We start from the raw sequence: 18,809 nt of genomic DNA, 5'->3' as shown, positions 1-18,809 counted from the left end.
TCGCCATCATCATTCAGCCCCAACGCGCGCAAGTCCTCACAACTTTTGAAAAGACAATCCATGCAGAGTTCAAGATGGCGGCGCCCTGTAACAAGCTCGAATGGACAGCTTCGAACCAGCGGCTCGAGCTGTGGATAAGGCACCTGTGGTTGCCAGTCTTCTTCTTCGCCCCATTCTATTGGCGTTCTCAAATTTTTGGCTCCAAATGTCATGTTTTTTGGCCTTGTAAGTAATACCCCATGGAACTCCCTAAACACCCAGCGCGGATTTCCGCATTAAATTGGACATTTTGCCTAATTAAACCTGCGTGCGAACGCATCTATTTTCGCTACTGAAACGTTGCAGCATCGGCGTTGACCATCCCCTTTATTGCTGGGTCAAAGTACTTCCAAGATGAGATCTTACCTCCGCCTTTTTTGTTTTTTTGAACTAGTAATTTGGTAACTTTGTCAGCAATTTTTTCAGGAGAGAGGGGGAGCGTGAGCCATGTCTCGACAAGCCTCTTCTCACTAAATTCGTATAGCTCGTCAGAAAGGTTCCCTTGCCCATTGCTCTCTGCAAGATGTTTGAGGTCTTCAATTAGGCGATCGATAGGCAACGCGACGCCCCCCTCCACCTTACTGACCGCGTTTCGACGACCAAATGAAGCAGCATTGTTATCGCCGACTTCCCCCTGCACCGGAGAAATTTCCGCCTGCTCTGGCTCTGTTTCACTGCAGGGCATCTGGCGGTCTTTGCGAGCGCTGACCGCTCGCGCGGCGTCCTTAGATTTTTTCTGAAAATGCTCAATAGCCGTTTCTGCGATGTCGGCAATAAGGCCTTCTTCGGTTTCCCGTATTACACCCTTGTTCTTAAGCGCTTCGATCTGGCGCAGAAATGTCTTTCTTGTCTTGCATCCGAGAAGACCTGGAAGCTTAGAGTTGTTGAGTTTTAATGGTCCCTGCATCAAACAGTTTTCGAGTGCAATGCGCATGAGCAGCCCAAGTTCTGAATGTTCAAGATTTCGGAACAACCGCATCATCTGTTGCAGACCGAACTGGGCAAATACCATTTCGCCGTTCATGTGAATACCTTTCGAGACAGGGCGTCTGACCATGCCGGGAGCACAACTCTGGCGTATTCAGATGCATGTTGGAGGTGGCTAGCCGGTTGCTACTTAGGCGACTTGGCGCAGCTGTAGCTTTGCCTTAGCGACGAGCTTTCGCTTCTTCGATTACTTCTTGGATTTCCGAGTGCAGCCAGCGTGACGATTTTCCAAATTTGATTGGCTTTGGAATTGAGCCATCTGCCACACGGCGCCAAAAGCTTGGTATGCTGATTGCGAGCACTTCGGCTGCTTCACCAACCTTGAGCAACGGATCTACGCTGGCGCCGAGAGAAATTGATTGATTGGACATGTTTTCAGGTGCCTCCATGCGATTTAGGGTGAGGCTGTTAGAGACGGATTTACTTGGGGTCGGGAGGGTCAAAGTTTTTTTACCCCCCTCTTTTTTTCGTAGCTATGTCCGGACTTCCAGATGTCTTTGTTCCGGCCTCAACACTTGGACGCTTCCAGCCAGTTGCTGGTTCGCACAGCCATCACCAACAAATATAATTATTGATTTGTTCTGTTTTGTGTATCCTTACGCCTGTAGGATAACTGCTTTGTTTTTAAACAGTAAAACGGAAAATCTCACGTACTTTTCTTGCTTTCTTTTGTAAAATTCTTGGCCGTCATCATCCAAATTTTTGCGGCAAGACGTGGAAATCACAACTGAAATGACGCTGCAGTATAGTGTAAATTTCAGAATTCGCTCATCTAAGCATGAGCCTTTCGGCCCGAATTTTCATGTTCGGATAGCGAGCGCTAGTAGGGCGAAAATCGGGTGACGACTTCGCGGTGAGGAGGTCTGGTGGACCTGTCGCGCTTTCGTGCCGCCCCCGGTGCTCGTTTAGGCCACCTTCCGCTCGAAAGCGACTGGGCTTTTCCAGCCCAGTGCTGAATGGCTGCGGCGCGGATTGTAGACGCCGTTGATGTATTCGACGATTGCCATCTCGGCTTGCGGCCGTGTTTCCCATGACCGTCGCCAGATCAGCTCTGCCTTGATGGTTTTGAAGAACGTTTCGACGGCAGCATTGTCGTAACAATTATCAAAGGAGCGGCATCAAACCGCGACAGGTCCATGGTAGGTTTTCATTGAAGTGGAGCACCGCCGCCCTACGCAACAAATTGTTAGGCTAGCGTTTTAATCAAGTGGCTTCGACGGCGTGCGATATGGTGTTGAGATAAGTGCTCGTTCCGCAGCACTAAGCCGAGTTATTTGCCCTGAAAAGGCCGGAGCGATTTGCTCGGGAACACGCCAGGGGTTCCAAGTCAGCTTTCCTCGAGCACATGTATCATCTACGAATATCTCTAGGGCCTTTGCTATCGCAAGAAATTTGTTAAACCGCTCGAGATCGGCTTCGAAGATTTTTGAGCCCGCAATTTGGATGCGAAATGCTGCTTGTAGATGGCAAGTACTGCGCCATTTGCTGAAGGCGGTTTTTGCCCGACCTATATATGACTCTTCTTGGGTCTGTGGACTTTCTGCTCGCAATTCGTGGGCTACCAATTTGAGCGCTTTGCCCACGGTAGGTTCTTCACCGTTCAAGCTGAGACGTACCAACTCCGTCAATACCATTGCTGCATACCGCCGATCAATCTTATGCCCGCTAATGTATTTCTGCTCGAGTAAAGCTTCTACTTCGTTCAAACCGGCCCGAGTATTGTCGGAGCCTTCAACCATATACTTATAGCTTTGCTCGACGATATCGTCTCCCTGATCTTCTCGCACAGACATGCGGATCAGGACATATAGATCTGGACGTTGGAGGGCCCACGCGCCTTCCTTATCAAACAACGGGAGATAACGTTTTTCTATGGTCATTTACCTTCCAGACTAAATAGGGAAGTAGAACCTAACGTCAAATGCGACGCCCAGCGCTCGAGAAGTGCACGGCGATGCTCGAGGAAATCCGTTCGCCGATAAGCACGCACGACGGAACTGCCCACAATATGGCCAAGCATAGTCTCCGCCACCTCATGGCTCGCATCTGTTTTTTCTGCCAGCCAAACTCGGAGGCTTGAGCGGAATCCATGCGGGCGAGCTTGCATGTTCCGACGTTCCATTAAGCGTGACATGGTGGCGTCGGAGATGACGCCCTTGCGAACGCTGGGAAAGAGGTAGCCATCACGCGCATGCTCTCGTGCTTTGGCAATAACGGTTAAGGCCTCAGCGGGGAGTGGCACTCGGAAGTCAGAAGTCGCATTTTTTCTTCCTTTCATCTGGTCGGCCGGTATGATCCAGAGATCATTTTCAATTTGTTCTTCTCTCATGAATCTAAGCGGCCTAGAACGCACACCAGTGAGGATCAAAAGCCGAAGAGCTAGATGCGTAACGGTTCCTTCATCTAGGCTTTGATAGAACGTCGGAACGTCTTGCCACGAAAGCGCGGGGATGTTGGTGGTGGTATGGTTCGGCTTCCCGAGCAATGCGCGGGCTTTCTTGGGCGCTTGCAAGTCGACATCAATACCCAAAGCTGCAGCATGTTCCATACAGATGGAGGTTCGGGTCAGCGCCTTGCGTGCGGTCTCTGCCTTTGTGTGCCAGATTGGAGCTAGGCAATCACGCAAATCAATCTGAGTGATGTCCGCAACGGGGACATGGCCGAGCTTTGGAAGAACATGCAACTCAAGCGGGCTGAACCAGCGCCCAGCTTTTCCGTCATCTCTTAGTTCCGTTTTTCGAGCATCAAACGCATCCCTAGCAATATCTCGAAACAGATGCAGATTTCGCTGGGCATCCATGCGCCGCTTTTGCCGTTCTCGGATAGGATCGCAGCCACTTCGCAGTTCTCGCCGAGCTTCGTCAGCCTTCTCTCGGGCATCGGCCAGGCTAACGTCTGGCCAAGTACCCAGACCCATCTCACGGCGTTTGCCATGGACTGTTAACCGCAGAACCCATTTGCCATTCTTCAAGTCCGACTTTACTAGCCAAAGCCCAGCGCCGTCGCAGTACTTACCCGACTTCAGCGCCATAATACCGCGTGCGCTTAACCTGTTTTTGACCATAAACACTCGCTCCCGGTCCACCCCATAGTCCACCTCTCGGTATGGTATTCAGAGGTACATGTCGAGACTAGATGATACAGGGAGATAACAAAGTGTCATTATTTTCCAGAGGGTTGCTTGCTAGCTGATGGTTTTTGAGACCGCTAGATACGAGGTTTCAACGCCCACCGCCCGCACCACTGATTTGTTTGGTGACGCCGCCGTTCAGACAGCTATGGCTGATCGAGTGTGTCACCAGATCGTCGCAAAAATCTCTCAACTTCTACTAAAACTTAAACATACCGGTATTTTTCCCGCTCTTATTAAGGGCTTGTTGCATGCGCTTGCAGTTCTTTGTGCGCGAGGCGCTGTTAATGCCGATGTAAGACCTGCCTGCGTAACCTGCCGTGGAAATCACCCCTTTCGTGGGGCGAACGCGTGTTGAGAGGAAATTGCAATGACGCAGGCGGGCATCGACGATCGGCGGCTAAATCCATTCCGCAGTCTGTTTTTCAAATGTACCTTTATGGTTGCGATCTGCGTCATGGCGGTTGTCGCGACGATGCAGGCAACGAGCTATGTTCATCAACGCAGTCAAATGGAACTGCAGGTCTCCGCCCGGGCCGAAGAGGTGACGCGCCTTCTGGCGATGCAGATGGGCGGATCAATCAAGTTTGGTAATGTAGACGCAGTGGATCAAATCGTCAGCGGTGTGATGCAGGCTGCTGGGCAGGATGCGTTGGGTGCCATGGTCACGGATAGTGCCGGGGCATCCATGTATACCACGCCAGCCGACGCCTTTGATGAAGGTGCGGCACAGACCCTGGCCCAACAGGCGCTGGAACGACAGGGCCTTGCCATGAGCGCGAATGGAATGCTGGTGGCAATCCCCGTTCGGTTCGGTGGTGAGGACGCGATTGTCGGATCTGTCGTCACGGGCTGGACCGATGAATACAGCGCAGCGGCGCTGACCGACAAAACGCTTCAGACTGCTCTTATCGGGCTTGCGGTGTTGGTCATCGCCTTGATCGGGGCAGGGTACTTTTTGCTATCGCGGATGTCTCGCCCGCTCACGCAGTTGCGCGGGGCAATGGTGCAGGTGGCGGATGCGCAATACGAGATTGATATTCCGCACACAAATCGCGCTGACGAGATTGGCCAGATGGCTGCCAAACTGGATGATTTTCGCCTGACACTGGCCGACGCAAAACTCGCGTCTGTCGAATCTGCCTTTCGCGGTGCGGCATTTGTGGGCTCATCAGCTTCTATGATGATGGTGGATGAAGATTTTAAAGTGATCTTGATCAACCCGTCCTGTGCGACGTTGTTGGGCGATCTTATGCCAGACCTGAACTCTGTATGGCCCGGCGTTGCACCGGAACGCCTTAAAGGCGCTGATTTGTCGGCGATGGCGGATATGGAGGCGGCACTGGTGAGCATGCAGGGAACACCTGATGCTGCCAGTAACGCCGAGGTAAATGTGCGTGTCGGGGGCAGGGTGATCAGCATCAAGATCAACGCCGCCTTGAGCGACGATGGCGCCCATATCGGCGCAGTCGTTGAATGGGCTGATCGTACGGCGGCGCAACGAAATGCCGTCTTGATCAGCACCATTGATAGCAACCAGATTCGCGTCGAATTTGATGTCGCGGGCCGGGTGCGGGATGCAAATGAGAATGCCGGACGACTAACCGGGGTTGAAGGTGCTGCATTGGCAGGCGCTCCGATCGACCAGATATTTGGTCAGAACCTGAACAATACGCAGGCCGTCAAGGCCTTGTTCCCGCAGGTTCTGGAAGGTGCGGCGCTGCATGGCCGGTTCGAAATGCACAAGGAACCGGGCCAAGAGCCCTGCATCGTCGAAGGCAGCTTTAATCCGATTACAGGGCCAGACGGTGATGTGCAGAGCTTTTTGTTCCTGGGGGCGGATGTGACCGAAGCGGATCATGCGATGCGCAGCGCTGAGGCCGAACGTAGCCGCATCGCGGTGGAGCAGAAAGACGTGGTGGAAGCACTGGGCGTAGCGCTTACAAATTTGTCAGATGGCGATCTGAGCTGTGACATCGCGACTGTCTTTCCGTCGGCGTATGAAAAGCTGCGGTCAGACTTCAACGCCACCGTGTCATCACTGCGCGACGCGATGGGGTCGGTGATGCATAATGCCGATTCCATCCGAAACGAGACTACCGAAATCACATCGGCAGCGGATGATCTGTCGCGCCGGACTGAAAAACAGGCGGCAACACTGGAGGAAACTGCAGCGGCCCTGGACGAGTTGACGGCCTCTGTGCGGTCAGCCGCCGAGGGTGCCGACGACGCCAGCAAGATGTCCGCCGAGGCGCAGAAAAACGCCGAGCAAGGCGGCGAGGTGGCCCGCAGGGCCGTAGATGCCATGGACGGGATTAAAAATTCGTCGCAGGAGATATCCAAGATCACCAGCGTGATCGACGACATTGCCTTTCAGACCAATCTTCTGGCCCTCAATGCCGGGGTTGAGGCCGCTCGGGCAGGCGAAGCAGGCCGTGGCTTTGCCGTGGTCGCCACCGAAGTGCGCGCCCTAGCCCAGCGGTCTTCCGATGCCGCGCGCGAGATTAACGAGTTGATTTCGTCATCGGGTGATCAGGTTCAGCAGGGAGTTGATTTGGTGGACCGTACGGGCGCTGCATTGGCGGCGATCGTGACCTCGGTGTCAGAGATTTCAAACCGCGTATCCAACATCGCAACGTCGGCGCGCGAGCAATCCAGTGGTTTGGCCGAGATCAACAGCGCCGTGACGGAACTGGACCACGTGACCCAGCAAAACGCCGCAATGTTTGAAGAAACCACCGCGGCCAGCCACGCCCTGACATCCGAGGCAGATGCCTTGGCCAACGCCGTCGCCCGCTTCCGACTGTCGGACACGCCCGCTTCTGCCCGTAAATCGGTGGCGGTAAATTCCGCGACCCCATCGGCACCCAGGGCGCTGGCCGCACAACAGGTGGGAAATGCTGCCGTCGCGATGGAGCCGCAGGCTGACACTGGTGGGGGCTGGGAAGAGTTTTAGCACAAGCGTCGATGCGAATCCCGCTCATCGGCTTGCGGCAGGTTAAACGTAAACCTAAGGCCGCCCGTACCGCAGGCGTCTTCTGGACTTATGCAGCGAGACAGGTATCGCGAAAGTCGACGTCAGCGGTTCCTTTTGTCCCCATGGCGTTTGCCACGGCTAAGCCGTGCCTCAAGAGCGTCGGCATATTCAGCGCGTGCCGCAGCATTCATCGCGCCGACCTGAACCAACCATGCAGCGTGGGCGTCAGCCTGCACCGTCATCACGGCTTGTGACTGCGCAGCCAGAACCGCCTGCGCTTCGGCAGCGTCGAAAGGGTCGGCACGCAGGGCGGTCAGCATTCTGGCATAAAGGGCGCGCCGGGCGTCGCGGCTCAGGTGTTTGGCGTTGTCACCGTTGCGCATGGCGGTGTGTAAAGCGCGGCGGTCTGACTTGGGCAGCGCCTGTACATAGGGTGAAGCGTAGCTGCGCAGCCCTGGGGCGTTTGACCCCATTGGTCCGCCTTGGGCGTGGCGCCAGCCGGCACCGCCAATAGCCCCGATCACGAGCAGGTTCAGCGCCAGCGACAGCCCCAGTGCCCATCGTAGTGTGCGGCCTGATGTATATCGTTGCGGTGTCATTCCGTTATCCTTCGTCACTGCCGTTGTCCCAGCCAAAGATGTCGAACTCTGCCAAGATGTCATCGCCGGTACCATCGGTCAAAGCGGTCTCGGTTGCAAAGATCTGGCCCGCGAGATCTGGCACCGCAGCGGGCGGTGCGATGCCCAGCCAAATCCCGATACACGCGGCAGTCCCAAGCCCGCCCAACCCCGGCGCGCCGCCCAATGTCCGCCAGAGTGCGGCCCAGAAAGGTGCCGTGCCCACAGCGGGACCGACAGACGGTTGCAGGCCATACGCGTCTGCCAACACACGTTGTTGCAGCGTGTCTGACGGGCGGGGAGGTGCCGCGCGCGCGACCGTAAAGACGTCTTCCAACGCGGTGATATCACTATCTGGGTCAGGCCGTTTCATCGTTAAACCCCAATGCATCCTTCTGGCTGGCCAAGGCCGCCGATAACGCCCGTTTTCCCCGTGCGGTCAGGCTTTCCACCGCTTCGATGCCCACGTCTAAGATGGCGGCAATCTCGGGGTTGGGCAGCCCGTCGATATGCCGCAGCACCACCGCCTGACGCTGCCGCAAGGGCAGCGTGGCCAGGGCCTGTTGTAGCGCGTCCAACCGCGTCAGGTGTTGGATCTGTGCGGCGGCCGTCGGCGCCGGATCTGGCGCCGCGTCGATGTCGTCCAGCCCGGTCGAGACACGGCCGCGCTGCCGCAGCCGGTCGGTGCATAGATTGGCCACCACACGGAAGGCCCATGTGCTGACCTGCGCCTCGCCTGCGCGCCATTCGGGTGCGATGCGCCACAACCGCAGCATGGTTTCCTGTGTGACGTCTTCGGCCTCGGATCGATCGCCCAGCACACGGGCTGCATGGGCATAGATCCGGGGCGTCAGTCGGGTTGACAACAGACGCGCTGCTGCCGGATCGCCCGCCGCGTAGCGCAGCAACAATTCTGCATCCTGGGCGGCGGCAGTCTGGTCCAGAGCGGCGTTGTTCATGACTTCTGGCTACCTGCCGGGCGTGTGACTGACAAGCGCGCCCGGCAAATGGCGCTTTTACTCCGTCACCGGCTTGTCGTGGTGGCGCATGCCATGTTTACCGCGCATGCCGTGTTCGCGGGCGGTGGCAAATTCTTCGGCGCTTAGCGTGCCGTTTCCGTCCTGGTCCAGTCGCGCAAACATCTTGGCGGGGTCATGGCGCGCCGCCATTTCTTCCATCGCCAGCTTGCCGTCGTTGTTTGTGTCGAGACGTTCCATAATCTTACCTTCGCGGGCGGACTGGCGTTTGCCACCCATCTCGGCCAATTCACTGGCATCAAGGCTTCCGTTGCCGTCGCCATCATGACGATCAAGCAGCCGTTTCGCCCGTGCCGCGCGGCGGGCGTCGTCCGCGGACTGCAATTCATTCGATGTCAGAAAACCGTCGCCGTTCGCGTCCGCCTTTGCAAATCGTGCGGCGCTTTGCGCCTGCATCTCGGCCTGCGTCACTTCGCCATTGCCGTCGGCATCCAGCGCCTTGAACCGCGCGGCGGCGTCGGGTTCCTTTGCCGTGGCCGCAGCGGCACCCAGCGCCAGCATCCCACTCAGCGCAGCGATCTTTGCAATTGTAAGCATTGTCATTGTTATACTCCTCGGTGGTTTCATCACCTCCCTGTCTGGGCGGCGATAGGTATCAAACGGAGCAGCGATCCGTTTCCGTCGCTACAAGCGCCATTTTATTTCGACCCTTTGCGACATGGCGCCGCAAGGCAGGTCTGCGGGGTTTATTTCTGCCGATCAAAGCGCCATCTAGGGCCAAGCCCGAGGAGGCAGACATGACGCAGTACACCCAAGAGTTATCAACAGACACCGCGCTACCGGATGCGCAGGAACGGCCGCGCTGGTCCGCAATGCTGCGCGGCTGGCGTGGCAAGTGCCCCAATTGTGGGTCTGGCCCGCTGTTGCGCAGCTATCTCAAGGTGAATGACGACTGCGCTGTATGTCGGCAGGAATTCCACCACCACCGCGCCGATGATGGACCAGCCTATCTGACGATCCTGATCGTGGGGCACCTGATGGCACCGGGGCTGCATATCGCCTTTGTCACGTGGCGTCCCGAACCTCTGACGCTGTTTACGATTTTTGCGGTTGGATGTACCGCGCTGTCGCTTTACCTTCTGCCCAGACTGAAGGGGGCGCTGATTGGGTTCCAATGGGCCAAGGAAATGGGCGGTTTCGGCCGCGCAGAGTGACCTTGCCCCCTTTGTAGACCTGCAAAGGACGCGCCAAGATGACCGTTGATAAAAGCCAGATCCGCAACGCCGCTACGGTGATCGTTCTGCGAGATCGCCATGTGACGCCGCATATCCTGATGGGGCAGCGCGGGGCAAAGGCGGTGTTCATGCCCGGGAAATTTGTATTTCCGGGCGGGGCGGTCGACGTGGGCGACGCCGATGTGCCGCTCGCAGCACCCCTGCCTCAAACATGTGCGGCGCGGTTGTGCGAAGATGCTGACCCCACATTGGCCCATGCCATTGCCGTGGCCGCCGTGCGCGAGCTTTGGGAGGAAACCGGGCTTGTGCTTGGCACACCCGGAGCCTGGCAGGGTCCGGTTTCTGATGATTGGAAAACCTTTGCCGCCACGGGCCATCTGCCTGCGGCCTCTGCCTTGCAGTTCGTGTTTCGCGCTCTGACTCCACCGGGCCGCCCGCGTCGATTCGATGCGCGGTTCTTTTTGGTGGATGCCGACGACATTGCCAGCGATCTGGATGATTTCGACGCGGCCTGTGATGAGCTGTCGCATCTGCAATGGGTGCCGCTGAGCGAGGCGCGCAAGTTCGACATGCCCTTTATCACGGAAGTGGTGTTGGCCGAGGTCGAAGCGCGGGCGCGTGATTTCTCGCCACCCGCGTCGGTGCCGTTTTTCAAGAACAATGACGAAGAAAGCCTGTTTCTGCGTCTGCGCGGCAGGCCCAGTGCATGACCGACCCCGCAGGGCTATTCATGGCCGAAACCAGCCGGGGCGATGGGGCTTGTCGGGGCTGGGGGCGCTGTTTATAAGCGCGGTATGACACGCATTGCTGCGATCATTATTCGAATTATATCCCCGGCGCTCTGATCCATTGAGCCGCCGGGCACAGGTGTTTGAGCCACTCGCACCGACCCATCCATAATTGCCATCCCAAAACCCCGAAGGACGCCCGCCATGTGCGCCGAGACCCCCGATTATAAAGCTACGTTGAACCTGCCCAAGACTGATTTCCCGATGCGCGCCGGATTGCCCAAGCGCGAACCTGAATGGCTCGCCCGCTGGGAGCAGATCGGCGTGTACGACCGCCTGCGCGAGAAAAAGGGCCGCCCGCCTTTCACGCTGCATGACGGCCCGCCCTATGCCAACGGGCATTTGCACATCGGTCATGCCCTGAACAAGACGATCAAGGATATGATCGTGCGTTCGCATCAGATGATGGGGTTTGACGCGCGCTATATCCCGGGCTGGGATTGTCACGGTCTGCCGATCGAGTGGAAGATCGAAGAGCAGTACCGCAAGAAGGGCCGCGACAAGGATCAGGTGCCGATCAACGAGTTTCGCAGCGAGTGCCGTGAGTTCGCCCGCGGCTGGGTCGACGTGCAGCGCGAGGAATTCAAGCGGCTGGGCATCACCGGCAATTGGGCAAACCCCTATTTGACGATGGATTTCCACGCCGAACGGGTCATCGCGGAAGAATTCATGAAATTCCTGATGAACGGCACGCTTTATCAAGGGTCCAAGCCCGTGATGTGGTCGCCGGTTGAAAAAACCGCGCTGGCCGAGGCGGAGGTCGAGTATCACGACAAGGAAAGCCACACGGTTTGGGTGAAGTTCAAAGTGGTCGAAAGCGGCGGCGATCTGGATGGCGCGCAGGTCGTGATCTGGACCACGACACCTTGGACCATGCCGAGCAACAAGGCCGTGGTTTACGGCGAGGGCATTTCCTATGGCCTCTACGAAGTGACAGCCACGCCCGACGAATGCTGGGCCAATGTCGGGGATCGCTATCTGCTGGCCGATGATTTGGCTGCCGATGTCCTTGGCCGAGCGCGGCTTGAGGATGGCATGTGGAAACGTGTGCGCGATGTGACCAACGACGAGCTTGCCAAAATCTCGCTCCAGCATCCGCTGGCTGGGGCCGAAGGCGGCAACGGCGAATGGGACGACCTGCGCGATTTCCGGGCTGCCGATTTCGTGACCGCCACCGAAGGCACGGGTTTTGTGCATTGCGCGCCGTCGCATGGACTTGAGGAATACGAGCTGTACCGCGATCTGGGCATGTTGGCGCAGGTCATCACCTATAACGTCATGGAAGACGGGCGTTTCCGCGATGATCTGCCGTTCTTTGGCGGCAAGGCGATCCTGAAGCCCAACGGCAAGGAAGGCAACGCAAATGCCGCGATCATCGACAAGCTGATCGAGGTCGGCGGGCTGCTGGCACGTGGCAAGATCAAGCACAGCTATCCGCATTCATGGCGCTCTAAGGCCCCCGTCATCTACCGCAACACGCCGCAGTGGTTCGCTGCGATCGACAAGGTGGTGGGCGATGGGCTGGACATGCACGGGCTAACCATCCGCGAACGTGCGCTAACCGAGATCGACAATGTGAACTGGGTGCCCAAATCCGGGCGCAATCGTCTGCATTCGATGATGCAGGCGCGCCCCGACTGGGTGCTGAGCCGTCAGCGCGCCTGGGGCGTACCGCTGACCTGTTTTACCAAAAAGGGCGCGCTGCCGACAGACGCGGATTTCCTGCTGCGTGACCCGGCGGTGAACGCGCGGATCGTCGAGGCATTTGAGGCCGATGGCGCGGATGTCTGGTATGCCGATGGGGCCAAAGAACGGTTTCTGTCCGGTATCGTGAACCCGGATGACTATGACCAGGTGACCGATATTCTGGACGTGTGGTTTGACAGCGGATCAACCCACGCATTCACGCTGCGCGACCGCGAGGATGGTTCCGAGGACGGGATCGCCGATGTCTATATGGAAGGCACCGACCAGCACCGCGGCTGGTTCCATTCCTCGCTGCTGCAATCGGTCGGCACCACGGGCCGCGCGCCTTATCGTAATGTGGTGACACATGGGTTTACGCTCGATGCCAAGGGCATGAAGATGTCGAAATCCATCGGCAATACCATCGTGCCGGAAAAGATCGTGCAGCAGTATGGCGCGGATATTCTGCGGCTTTGGGTAGCACAGGCGGATTACACGGCGGACCAGCGCATTGGGGATGAAATCCTGAAAGGTGTGGCTGACAGCTATCGCCGTTTGCGCAATACCATGCGTTATATGCTGGGCGCGCTGAACGATTTCAGCGAGGCGGATCGGGTTGAACCCGCCGATATGCCAGAATTGGAACGCTGGGTGCTGCACCGGGTGGCTGAACTGGATAAAGTCGTGCGCGATGGCTATGCCAAGTTCGATTTCCAAGGTGTGTTTCAGGCGGTCTTTACCTTTGCCACGGTTGATCTAAGCGCATTCTATTTCGATGTGCGCAAGGATGCCTTGTACTGTGACGGCGACACCTTGCGGCGACGCGCCGCGCGCACCGTGCTTGATATCCTGTTCCACCGCTTGACCACATGGCTGGCCCCGGTGTTGGTCTTTACCATGGAAGAGGTCTGGCTGGAGCGTTTCCCGAGCGAGGGAACTTCGGTGCATCTGGTTGATATGCCGGAAACGCCAACTGCTTGGCTGGATGATGATTTGGCCGCAAAATGGGCCAAGGTGCGCGCGGCGCGGCGGGTGGTGACTGCGGCGCTTGAGGTGCAGCGAACCGACAAGGTGATCGGGGCATCGCTTGAGGCAGCGCCGGTCGTTTACGTCGCCGATGAGGCGCAGCGCGCGGCATTGGAAAGCGTATCGTTCGAAGATGTCAGCATCACGTCAGACATCACCGTGACGGGCGATGCGGCACCCCAAGATGCCTTCCGGATGCCAGAGACCGATGGTGTGGCCGTGATCTTTGCCAAGGCCGAGGGCGCGAAATGCGAACGCTGCTGGAAAGTGCTGCCCGATGTCGGCACTCACAAACATCCCGGCGTCTGTGGGCGCTGTGATGCGGCGGTGAGCGAGGTGTTGGGGTAACCCGGCGCCTACTATGCGCAGCTTTCGGATTGAGCGGCGCGCCGACACAGCGCATGATGCGGGGATGAAGTACCGCACCGTGCCCACCCAGTTTGGCGATCTGACCCTGTCCGAAGAGGACGGGGCCATCGTCGCACTTGGCTGGGCGCGGGTTGTGCGGCAGGATGCATCGCAGGTGCTGGACAATGCGGCTACGCAGTTGGCGGATTATGCCGCAGGCAAGCGCGAGGGCTTTGATCTGCCTCTGCGGATCAAGGGCAGCGATTTTCAGCGCGACGTCTGTGCCGCGATGCTGGCGGTCCCTTTTGGCGATACGGTGACCTATGGCGACATCGCCAAACGCCTTGGCGTGCCGGCGCAGGCCGTGGGGCAGGCCTGTGGCGGCAATCCGATCCCGATTATCATTCCCTGCCACCGGGTCATGGGGGCTAAGGGGCTGACCGGGTTTTCCGGGGCGGGCGGAGTCGAAACCAAGGTGGCGCTGCTGCGCCATGAAGGTGCTGCCAGCCTTCTTATCTAAGGCTTTGATCGTAGGGATGCGGGCGGATCAGCCCGATCATTGCCAGCAATCCCACGCCAGCCAACGGCAGGCAGGACAAGAACAGGATCTGCGCCACTGCACCTGCCTCTGCCGGGGTTTGCATGGTCAGGAAGCCAGAGGCATTGGCGATGATCCCGATATAGGCGGCACCAAGCGCATAGCCGATCCGCTGGATGGTCGGGATGGCGCCGGTGACACGCTGCACCTCGTCTTGGTCTGCCAGCGCCGTGATGCGGCGTAGGATAAAGGTATAGGCGAGGCCAAAACCACCGCCTTCGAGCAGGGCAAACAGCGCAATGACCCAGACCGGCCCGGCAGGCAGGGCATAGGTAAAGCCGACAATGCTGAACGTGGTCACCCCCATGCCAAGCGCGATCCACATGCGGTCGTGCTTTTCCGCTGATCCGCTGACGGCGATTGCGGTCAGGGTCCAGCCGATGGACGAACAGGCGATCACATAACCGGCGGTCAGGGCTGACGTGTTGTGGACGGCCGTCATCAGCAGGGGCCCGTATGCGGTAATCGCGATGGTCGCCATCGGCAGCATCAACAGCATCAAAAGCGTGGCTCCGGTCGCATGGCGCGGGTCCAGCGGGGCCTTGGGGAACAGGCGGTCGGCGCTGGCGCGGGTGTCGCGCAGGAAAAACCAGACCAGACAAATCAGACCGGCCAGGATCAGCGTGGTGGTGCGGTAGAGTTCAACCTTAACCCCTGCGGTCGAGATCAGCACGACCGCGAGGCACAAAAGCGCCAGTCGCGACACCGGAAAGCGGCTGTGCTCTGCGGTGCGGGGTGGCAGCGCCGTTTCGCGTCGCAGGGCAATCCATAGGGCAAGGGCAATGGCCTGGGCGGCAAAAAAGCCAAAGCCAAGCCGCCAATTGCCATATTCAACAAATAGTCCCCCTATCAGCGGCCCCAGAAAGGCTGACATTCCCCAGAATGCCGAGACAACCGCAAGCGCTCGCGCGGCATAGCGGCGCGGAAAATAAACCCCGATGGCAACAAAGCTGAGCGCGGTAAGCCCGCCGCCGCCCAGACCCTGCAACACACGCCCCACCAGCAGCAGGCTCATCGCGGGGCTAACGGCACTTAGCAAACAGCCCGCACCGAACAGCAGCGCGGCAAGGGTCATCGGCGCGCGTAGCCCGTAGCGCATACTCAGCAGCGCACTGGCCGCACCCGCAACGATTGAACCTATTTCATAGATCGAGACCGTCCAGCTGACGAATGCCTCGCCGCCGATGTCGGCGAGGATGGCGGGCAGCATGGTGGCAACAATCAGACTGTCGGCGGCGTGCAGCCAGACACCCAAGCAAACCAGCGCCAGTGACGTGCCATAGCCACCGCGCAGGAACTCGGTCCAGGGAACATAGGCGTCGCGAGAGGGGGATGTATCAATGGTCATGCGGCCAGTGATGGGCCCTCAACCACGGTTGAGGTCAAGAGGTTTTTTAGCTGTCGCGCGGTTCGGTCGACTGCTGCAAAGCGCCCGCGCAAACCAGATAGATGGAGGTCACGACAAGGCCCCAATGCGCCCAGCTTTGGGGGTGGAAATCGACCCATGCGGCCCAACCGGCAAAGAACGTCCAGCCGAGCGCCATCGGTAAAGTGACCGTGCGCCAGCGTTCGGTGCGCACGGGATGCACAAATTTGATCGGGGCAAACATGGCGACCGCCAAAATCGTCACGACGATCAGGCTGACCCACCATTCCGGTTTCAGCGCGAAAAGCACCAGCACCAGCATGTTCCAACAGCCGGGAAAGCCGGAAAAGGAATTGTCCTTGGTCTTCATCCGGGTGTCGGCAAAATACATGGCACTGGCAAAAGTGATGATGATGATCATGGCCCAACCGCTCCATCCGTCCATCAGGCCAGAGGTAAACAGTGCAAAGGCGGGGATGAAAACATAGGTCAAGTAGTCGATGATCAGATCGAGCAAGACGCCGTCAAACTCCGGTGCATTGGTTTTGACATCGAATTTTCGCGCCAGCGGCCCGTCGATTCCATCGACGAGAAAGGCGATCACCAGCCAGAGGAACATCAAATCCCATTTGCCCTCCACCGCTGCCAGCATGGCGAGCATGGCCAAAACGGCTCCGGTGGCGGTAAACAGGTGAACAAGAAGGGCGCGCATGTGTATGGTCATAGGCTTGCATCGCAAATCCCGGCGTCGGATGCAAAAGGAAATACACATCTGCCGGGCGGTTCGGGTTGACGGCTGCCGCGATTCCCACTAAAGCCAGCGAACCAATTCAGGGTCGGCTCTGCGCGGCCCCTATGTATGTGTTACGCCGGATCGCTGGCCAGACACAAAAACAAAAGGATGAACCCATGTCGCGCCGTTGCGAATTGACCGGAAAAGGCCCGATGACGGGCAATAACGTAAGCCACGCCAACAACCGTACACGCCGTCGGTTCTTGCCGAACCTGAACGACGTGACGCTTCAATCCGAAGCGCTGGGTCGTGGTTTCAAGCTGCGTATCTCTGCCGCTGCTCTGCGCAGCGTTGATCACCGCGGTGGTCTGGACAAGTATTTGGCAAAAGCCAAGGACGTTGAACTGTCGGTCAACGCTTTGAAGATCAAAAAGGCGATCGCCAAGTCCAGCGCGACGGCTGACGTTCTGTCCTAAGCCATCGACAGGTTAGATTTTGCAAGGCCCCGGTTCGAAAGGACCGGGGTTTTTGCGTTTTGGGACGGCGTGACGTTGTTTGTCCGTAACAGACGGCGGGCCGGGCCCTTAATTCCGCCCCTAGATGAAGATCACCCGCGCAAGACCTCATCCACCCAGGCCGGCACCGTTTGTGAGGCGGAACCGATCCGGTGTTCGGCAAACTGGTTGCCCACGGCAGAGCGTTCTAGGTTAAATTCGATTGTATGTGCGCCCGCGCGACGGGCCTCTGCCACGAAGCCCGCCGCAGGATAGACGTTGCCCGAAGTGCCGATGGCGGCAAAGATGTCCGCGCCACTCAGATGGTCAAATATCACGTCCATGTCATAGGGCATTTCACCAAACCAGACGATGTCAGGCCGCGCCGCAGATGCGCCACAAGCGGGGCAGGGGTCGCCTGGCTGCATGACCATGGGCGCAGGCCAGCGATGATCGCACGTGGCGCACAGAGCGCCCTTGAGCGCGCCGTGCATGTGCATCACGCGCGCCGACCCGCCTTGTTCATGCAGGTCGTCGACGTTCTGGGTGATCAGCACCACCTCACCATCAAACGATGCCTCAAGCCGCGCCAGCGCCTGATGCGCCGGGTTTGGTGCAACAGTGGCGGCCTGCGCGCGCCGTGCGTTGTAAAAATCGACGACCAGCCGGGGGTCGCGGGCAAACCCCTCCGGGGTGGCGACATCTTCAACCCGGTGCTGCGCCCATAGCCCGTCTTCGGCCCGAAAGGTCTCCAAACCGCTTTCAGCGGAAATGCCTGCGCCGGTGAGGATTACAATCTTGGTCATGTCGGGCCTCTATTCAGCATCAATCAGGTGAAATCCCTCGGCCAGCCAGGGCAGACGGGCAATGGCGGGAGCGATCATATGGGTCTGCATCAGGCGGCGCATTGTCTGTGCGATATCAAGCGGCACCGCCCCGGACCATTCCGCCCCGGCAAACAACGAAATGGTGCGGGCAAAGCCGGGGTCGGGCAAGGTGCGCACCACCATGCCATCATGAAACCGCGCGGCGCGCATGTAACCCAGAGGCGTGGTGATTGCCCAGCCAATACCGCGCGCCACCATGGCCATCAGGGCCAAGTGACTGCCAATTTCGAATCGTGCAGGTAATTGAAAGCCTTGGCTGGCAAGAAAGCTGTCAGTCTGGCGCGCGATCAACTGATCTGCCGCGTAACGCAGAAACGGCAAGGAGCCATTGCCAGCCAGCAGGAAGGCGGGGTCGTCGGTACAGCCCGCAGGCGCTACCAGTATGAACGGATCACGCGCCAACGGATACTCCAGCACCGTCCCCAGCGGCGCGTCGATCTGCGCTGACAGCGCCATATGCAGACGTTTCTCGCGCATTGCCTGCCCAAGTTCGTTGCTGCCTGCGGTGATCATGCGAAAGCGACATTCGGTCAGGCTGTCGCCAAGGATCGTGGCAAGGCGTGGGGTCAGGTCGTCGTCGAAATCATCGATCACGCCAAGGTTCAACTCGTCTAGATGCGCAAGGTCCATCACCGTGACCTCGCTTTGGGCTTGGCGCAGTTCCGACAGGGCGGCCCCGGCGCGGCGCAGAAACATCTGACCCGCTTGCGTCAGGCGCATGGGACGACGGGTATGATCAATGAGTTCAGCACCTATTGCCGCCTCAAGGTTGCGCATTTGCTGGCTAACGGCGGGTTGGCTGAGGCCGGTGGCCTGCGCCGTCTGTGCCACGGACCCCGATTGCGCCAAAGCCTCAAAGATTTCGATTCCGCGCAGGGTGACCCCTTTTTTCAGCATGGCTGCCCCCGATGGTTTCCGGTT

18 protein-coding genes and 1 pseudogene are annotated in these 18,809 nt (G+C 58.4%); 6 read left to right on the top strand and 13 right to left on the bottom strand.

Features of this window, described 5'->3' with window-relative positions; genetic code table 11:
- Nucleotides 1–328: 328 nt before the first annotated feature.
- The 5 genes and pseudogenes from AC1965_RS12730 to AC1965_RS12710 all read right to left on the bottom strand — a co-directional run bounded on the left by AC1965_RS12730 (nt 329) and on the right by AC1965_RS12710 (nt 4,057).
- Complete coding sequence (locus AC1965_RS12730; RefSeq protein WP_483884238.1) at nt 329–1,063, bottom strand: hypothetical protein; 735 nt, start codon at nt 1,061–1,063, stop codon at nt 329–331.
- A gap of 124 nt (nt 1,064–1,187) precedes the next feature.
- A complete protein-coding gene (locus AC1965_RS12725; RefSeq protein ID WP_483884237.1) occupies nt 1,188–1,397 on the bottom strand; it encodes a helix-turn-helix transcriptional regulator in 210 nt (69 codons plus the stop codon).
- 534 nt (nt 1,398–1,931) lie between these two features.
- A pseudogene (locus AC1965_RS12720) lies at nt 1,932–2,129 on the bottom strand (integrase core domain-containing protein); the annotation flags it as partial.
- A gap of 96 nt (nt 2,130–2,225) precedes the next feature.
- A complete protein-coding gene (locus tag AC1965_RS12715; protein ID WP_483884236.1) occupies nt 2,226–2,906 on the bottom strand; it encodes a hypothetical protein in 681 nt (226 codons plus the stop codon).
- A complete protein-coding gene (locus tag AC1965_RS12710) occupies nt 2,903–4,057 on the bottom strand; it encodes a tyrosine-type recombinase/integrase (protein WP_483884235.1) in 1,155 nt (384 codons plus the stop codon). The genes AC1965_RS12715 and AC1965_RS12710 overlap by 4 nt, the downstream gene beginning before the upstream one ends.
- 469 nt (nt 4,058–4,526) lie before the next feature.
- Here AC1965_RS12710 and AC1965_RS12705 point away from each other — a divergent pair, with 469 nt between their 5' ends.
- Nucleotides 4,527–7,112, top strand: a complete 2,586-nt coding sequence (locus tag AC1965_RS12705; RefSeq protein WP_483884234.1) for a methyl-accepting chemotaxis protein — start codon at nt 4,527–4,529, stop codon at nt 7,110–7,112.
- 122 nt (nt 7,113–7,234) lie between these two features.
- Here the strand turns inward: AC1965_RS12705 and AC1965_RS12700 are convergent, their stop codons facing one another.
- The 4 genes from AC1965_RS12700 to AC1965_RS12685 are packed head-to-tail and all read right to left on the bottom strand — an operon-like array spanning nt 7,235 to nt 9,330.
- Nucleotides 7,235–7,732 (bottom strand): periplasmic heavy metal sensor, encoded by a 498-nt coding sequence (locus AC1965_RS12700; RefSeq protein WP_483884233.1) that lies wholly within the window; start codon nt 7,730–7,732, stop codon nt 7,235–7,237.
- A 4-nt stretch (nt 7,733–7,736) separates the two neighbouring features.
- A complete protein-coding gene (locus tag AC1965_RS12695) occupies nt 7,737–8,123 on the bottom strand; it encodes a hypothetical protein (protein ID WP_483884232.1) in 387 nt (128 codons plus the stop codon).
- On the bottom strand, nt 8,110–8,709 hold the full coding sequence (locus AC1965_RS12690; protein ID WP_483884231.1) for an RNA polymerase sigma factor: 600 nt from the start codon (nt 8,707–8,709) through the stop codon (nt 8,110–8,112). Before AC1965_RS12690 ends, AC1965_RS12695 begins: the two co-directional genes overlap by 14 nt.
- A gap of 57 nt (nt 8,710–8,766) precedes the next feature.
- On the bottom strand, nt 8,767–9,330 hold the full coding sequence (locus AC1965_RS12685) for an EF-hand domain-containing protein (RefSeq protein ID WP_483884230.1): 564 nt from the start codon (nt 9,328–9,330) through the stop codon (nt 8,767–8,769).
- A gap of 194 nt (nt 9,331–9,524) precedes the next feature.
- On the opposite strand from AC1965_RS12685, the gene AC1965_RS12680 reads away from it, so the two are divergent.
- The 4 genes from AC1965_RS12680 (at nt 9,525) to AC1965_RS12665 (ending at nt 14,330) form a co-directional block, all read left to right on the top strand.
- The gene (locus tag AC1965_RS12680) at nt 9,525–9,941 is read left to right on the top strand and encodes a DUF983 domain-containing protein (protein ID WP_483884229.1); all 417 of its coding nucleotides are present in this window, start codon (nt 9,525–9,527) and stop codon (nt 9,939–9,941) included.
- Nucleotides 9,942–9,979: 38 nt separating this feature from the next.
- Nucleotides 9,980–10,672: an NUDIX hydrolase gene (locus tag AC1965_RS12675; RefSeq protein WP_483884228.1), complete on the top strand. Its 693-nt coding sequence runs from the start codon at nt 9,980–9,982 to the stop codon at nt 10,670–10,672.
- A 222-nt stretch (nt 10,673–10,894) separates the two neighbouring features.
- Nucleotides 10,895–13,810 (top strand): isoleucine--tRNA ligase, encoded by a 2,916-nt coding sequence (gene ileS, locus AC1965_RS12670; protein WP_483884227.1) that lies wholly within the window; start codon nt 10,895–10,897, stop codon nt 13,808–13,810.
- 64 nt (nt 13,811–13,874) lie between these two features.
- Nucleotides 13,875–14,330 (top strand): methylated-DNA--[protein]-cysteine S-methyltransferase, encoded by a 456-nt coding sequence (locus tag AC1965_RS12665; RefSeq protein ID WP_483887038.1) that lies wholly within the window; start codon nt 13,875–13,877, stop codon nt 14,328–14,330.
- On the opposite strand, the gene AC1965_RS12660 is transcribed toward AC1965_RS12665, so the two are convergent.
- Both AC1965_RS12660 and AC1965_RS12655 read right to left on the bottom strand, forming a co-directional pair.
- Nucleotides 14,323–15,756 carry an MFS transporter gene (locus AC1965_RS12660; RefSeq protein WP_483884226.1) on the bottom strand — a complete coding sequence of 478 codons (1,434 nt, stop codon included), beginning with the start codon at nt 15,754–15,756 and terminating at the stop codon, nt 14,323–14,325. The genes AC1965_RS12665 and AC1965_RS12660 overlap by 8 nt on opposite strands.
- A gap of 46 nt (nt 15,757–15,802) precedes the next feature.
- On the bottom strand, nt 15,803–16,498 hold the full coding sequence (locus AC1965_RS12655; RefSeq protein ID WP_483884225.1) for a CDP-alcohol phosphatidyltransferase family protein: 696 nt from the start codon (nt 16,496–16,498) through the stop codon (nt 15,803–15,805).
- A gap of 185 nt (nt 16,499–16,683) precedes the next feature.
- Between AC1965_RS12655 and rpmB the strand changes: the two genes are divergently transcribed.
- Nucleotides 16,684–16,983: a 50S ribosomal protein L28 gene (gene rpmB, locus AC1965_RS12650; RefSeq protein WP_483884224.1), complete on the top strand. Its 300-nt coding sequence runs from the start codon at nt 16,684–16,686 to the stop codon at nt 16,981–16,983.
- 131 nt (nt 16,984–17,114) lie between these two features.
- On the opposite strand, the gene AC1965_RS12645 is transcribed toward rpmB, so the two are convergent.
- Both AC1965_RS12645 and AC1965_RS12640 read right to left on the bottom strand, forming a co-directional pair.
- Nucleotides 17,115–17,807: an NAD-dependent deacylase gene (locus AC1965_RS12645; protein WP_483884223.1), complete on the bottom strand. Its 693-nt coding sequence runs from the start codon at nt 17,805–17,807 to the stop codon at nt 17,115–17,117.
- Nucleotides 17,808–17,816: 9 nt separating this feature from the next.
- Entirely contained in the window at nt 17,817–18,785 is a 969-nt protein-coding gene (locus AC1965_RS12640) for a LysR family transcriptional regulator (protein ID WP_483884222.1), read from the bottom strand.
- Nucleotides 18,786–18,809 lie beyond the last annotated feature (24 nt).

Source organism: Sulfitobacter sp. KMM 9851 (assembly GCF_057178245.1).
Note: the sequence above shows the minus strand (reverse complement) of the source record. Positions and strands in the feature narration are given on the sequence as shown.

What these genes read in the sequence shown, in the direction of transcription:
- AC1965_RS12730 (WP_483884238.1), bottom strand. Translation starts at nt 1,063, where the DNA reads ATGAACGGCGAAATGGTATTTGCCCAGTTCGGTCTGCAACAGATGATG.
- AC1965_RS12725 (WP_483884237.1), bottom strand. Translation starts at nt 1,397, where the DNA reads ATGTCCAATCAATCAATTTCTCTCGGCGCCAGCGTAGATCCGTTGCTC.
- AC1965_RS12715 (WP_483884236.1), bottom strand. Translation starts at nt 2,906, where the DNA reads ATGACCATAGAAAAACGTTATCTCCCGTTGTTTGATAAGGAAGGCGCG.
- AC1965_RS12710 (WP_483884235.1), bottom strand. Translation starts at nt 4,057, where the DNA reads ATGGCGCTGAAGTCGGGTAAGTACTGCGACGGCGCTGGGCTTTGGCTA.
- AC1965_RS12705 (WP_483884234.1), top strand. Translation starts at nt 4,527, where the DNA reads ATGACGCAGGCGGGCATCGACGATCGGCGGCTAAATCCATTCCGCAGT.
- AC1965_RS12700 (WP_483884233.1), bottom strand. Translation starts at nt 7,732, where the DNA reads ATGACACCGCAACGATATACATCAGGCCGCACACTACGATGGGCACTG.
- AC1965_RS12695 (WP_483884232.1), bottom strand. Translation starts at nt 8,123, where the DNA reads ATGAAACGGCCTGACCCAGATAGTGATATCACCGCGTTGGAAGACGTC.
- AC1965_RS12690 (WP_483884231.1), bottom strand. Translation starts at nt 8,709, where the DNA reads ATGAACAACGCCGCTCTGGACCAGACTGCCGCCGCCCAGGATGCAGAA.
- AC1965_RS12685 (WP_483884230.1), bottom strand. Translation starts at nt 9,330, where the DNA reads ATGACAATGCTTACAATTGCAAAGATCGCTGCGCTGAGTGGGATGCTG.
- AC1965_RS12680 (WP_483884229.1), top strand. Translation starts at nt 9,525, where the DNA reads ATGACGCAGTACACCCAAGAGTTATCAACAGACACCGCGCTACCGGAT.
- AC1965_RS12675 (WP_483884228.1), top strand. Translation starts at nt 9,980, where the DNA reads ATGACCGTTGATAAAAGCCAGATCCGCAACGCCGCTACGGTGATCGTT.
- ileS (WP_483884227.1), top strand. Translation starts at nt 10,895, where the DNA reads ATGTGCGCCGAGACCCCCGATTATAAAGCTACGTTGAACCTGCCCAAG.
- AC1965_RS12665 (WP_483887038.1), top strand. Translation starts at nt 13,875, where the DNA reads ATGAAGTACCGCACCGTGCCCACCCAGTTTGGCGATCTGACCCTGTCC.
- AC1965_RS12660 (WP_483884226.1), bottom strand. Translation starts at nt 15,756, where the DNA reads ATGACCATTGATACATCCCCCTCTCGCGACGCCTATGTTCCCTGGACC.
- AC1965_RS12655 (WP_483884225.1), bottom strand. Translation starts at nt 16,498, where the DNA reads ATGACCATACACATGCGCGCCCTTCTTGTTCACCTGTTTACCGCCACC.
- rpmB (WP_483884224.1), top strand. Translation starts at nt 16,684, where the DNA reads ATGTCGCGCCGTTGCGAATTGACCGGAAAAGGCCCGATGACGGGCAAT.
- AC1965_RS12645 (WP_483884223.1), bottom strand. Translation starts at nt 17,807, where the DNA reads ATGACCAAGATTGTAATCCTCACCGGCGCAGGCATTTCCGCTGAAAGC.
- AC1965_RS12640 (WP_483884222.1), bottom strand. Translation starts at nt 18,785, where the DNA reads ATGCTGAAAAAAGGGGTCACCCTGCGCGGAATCGAAATCTTTGAGGCT.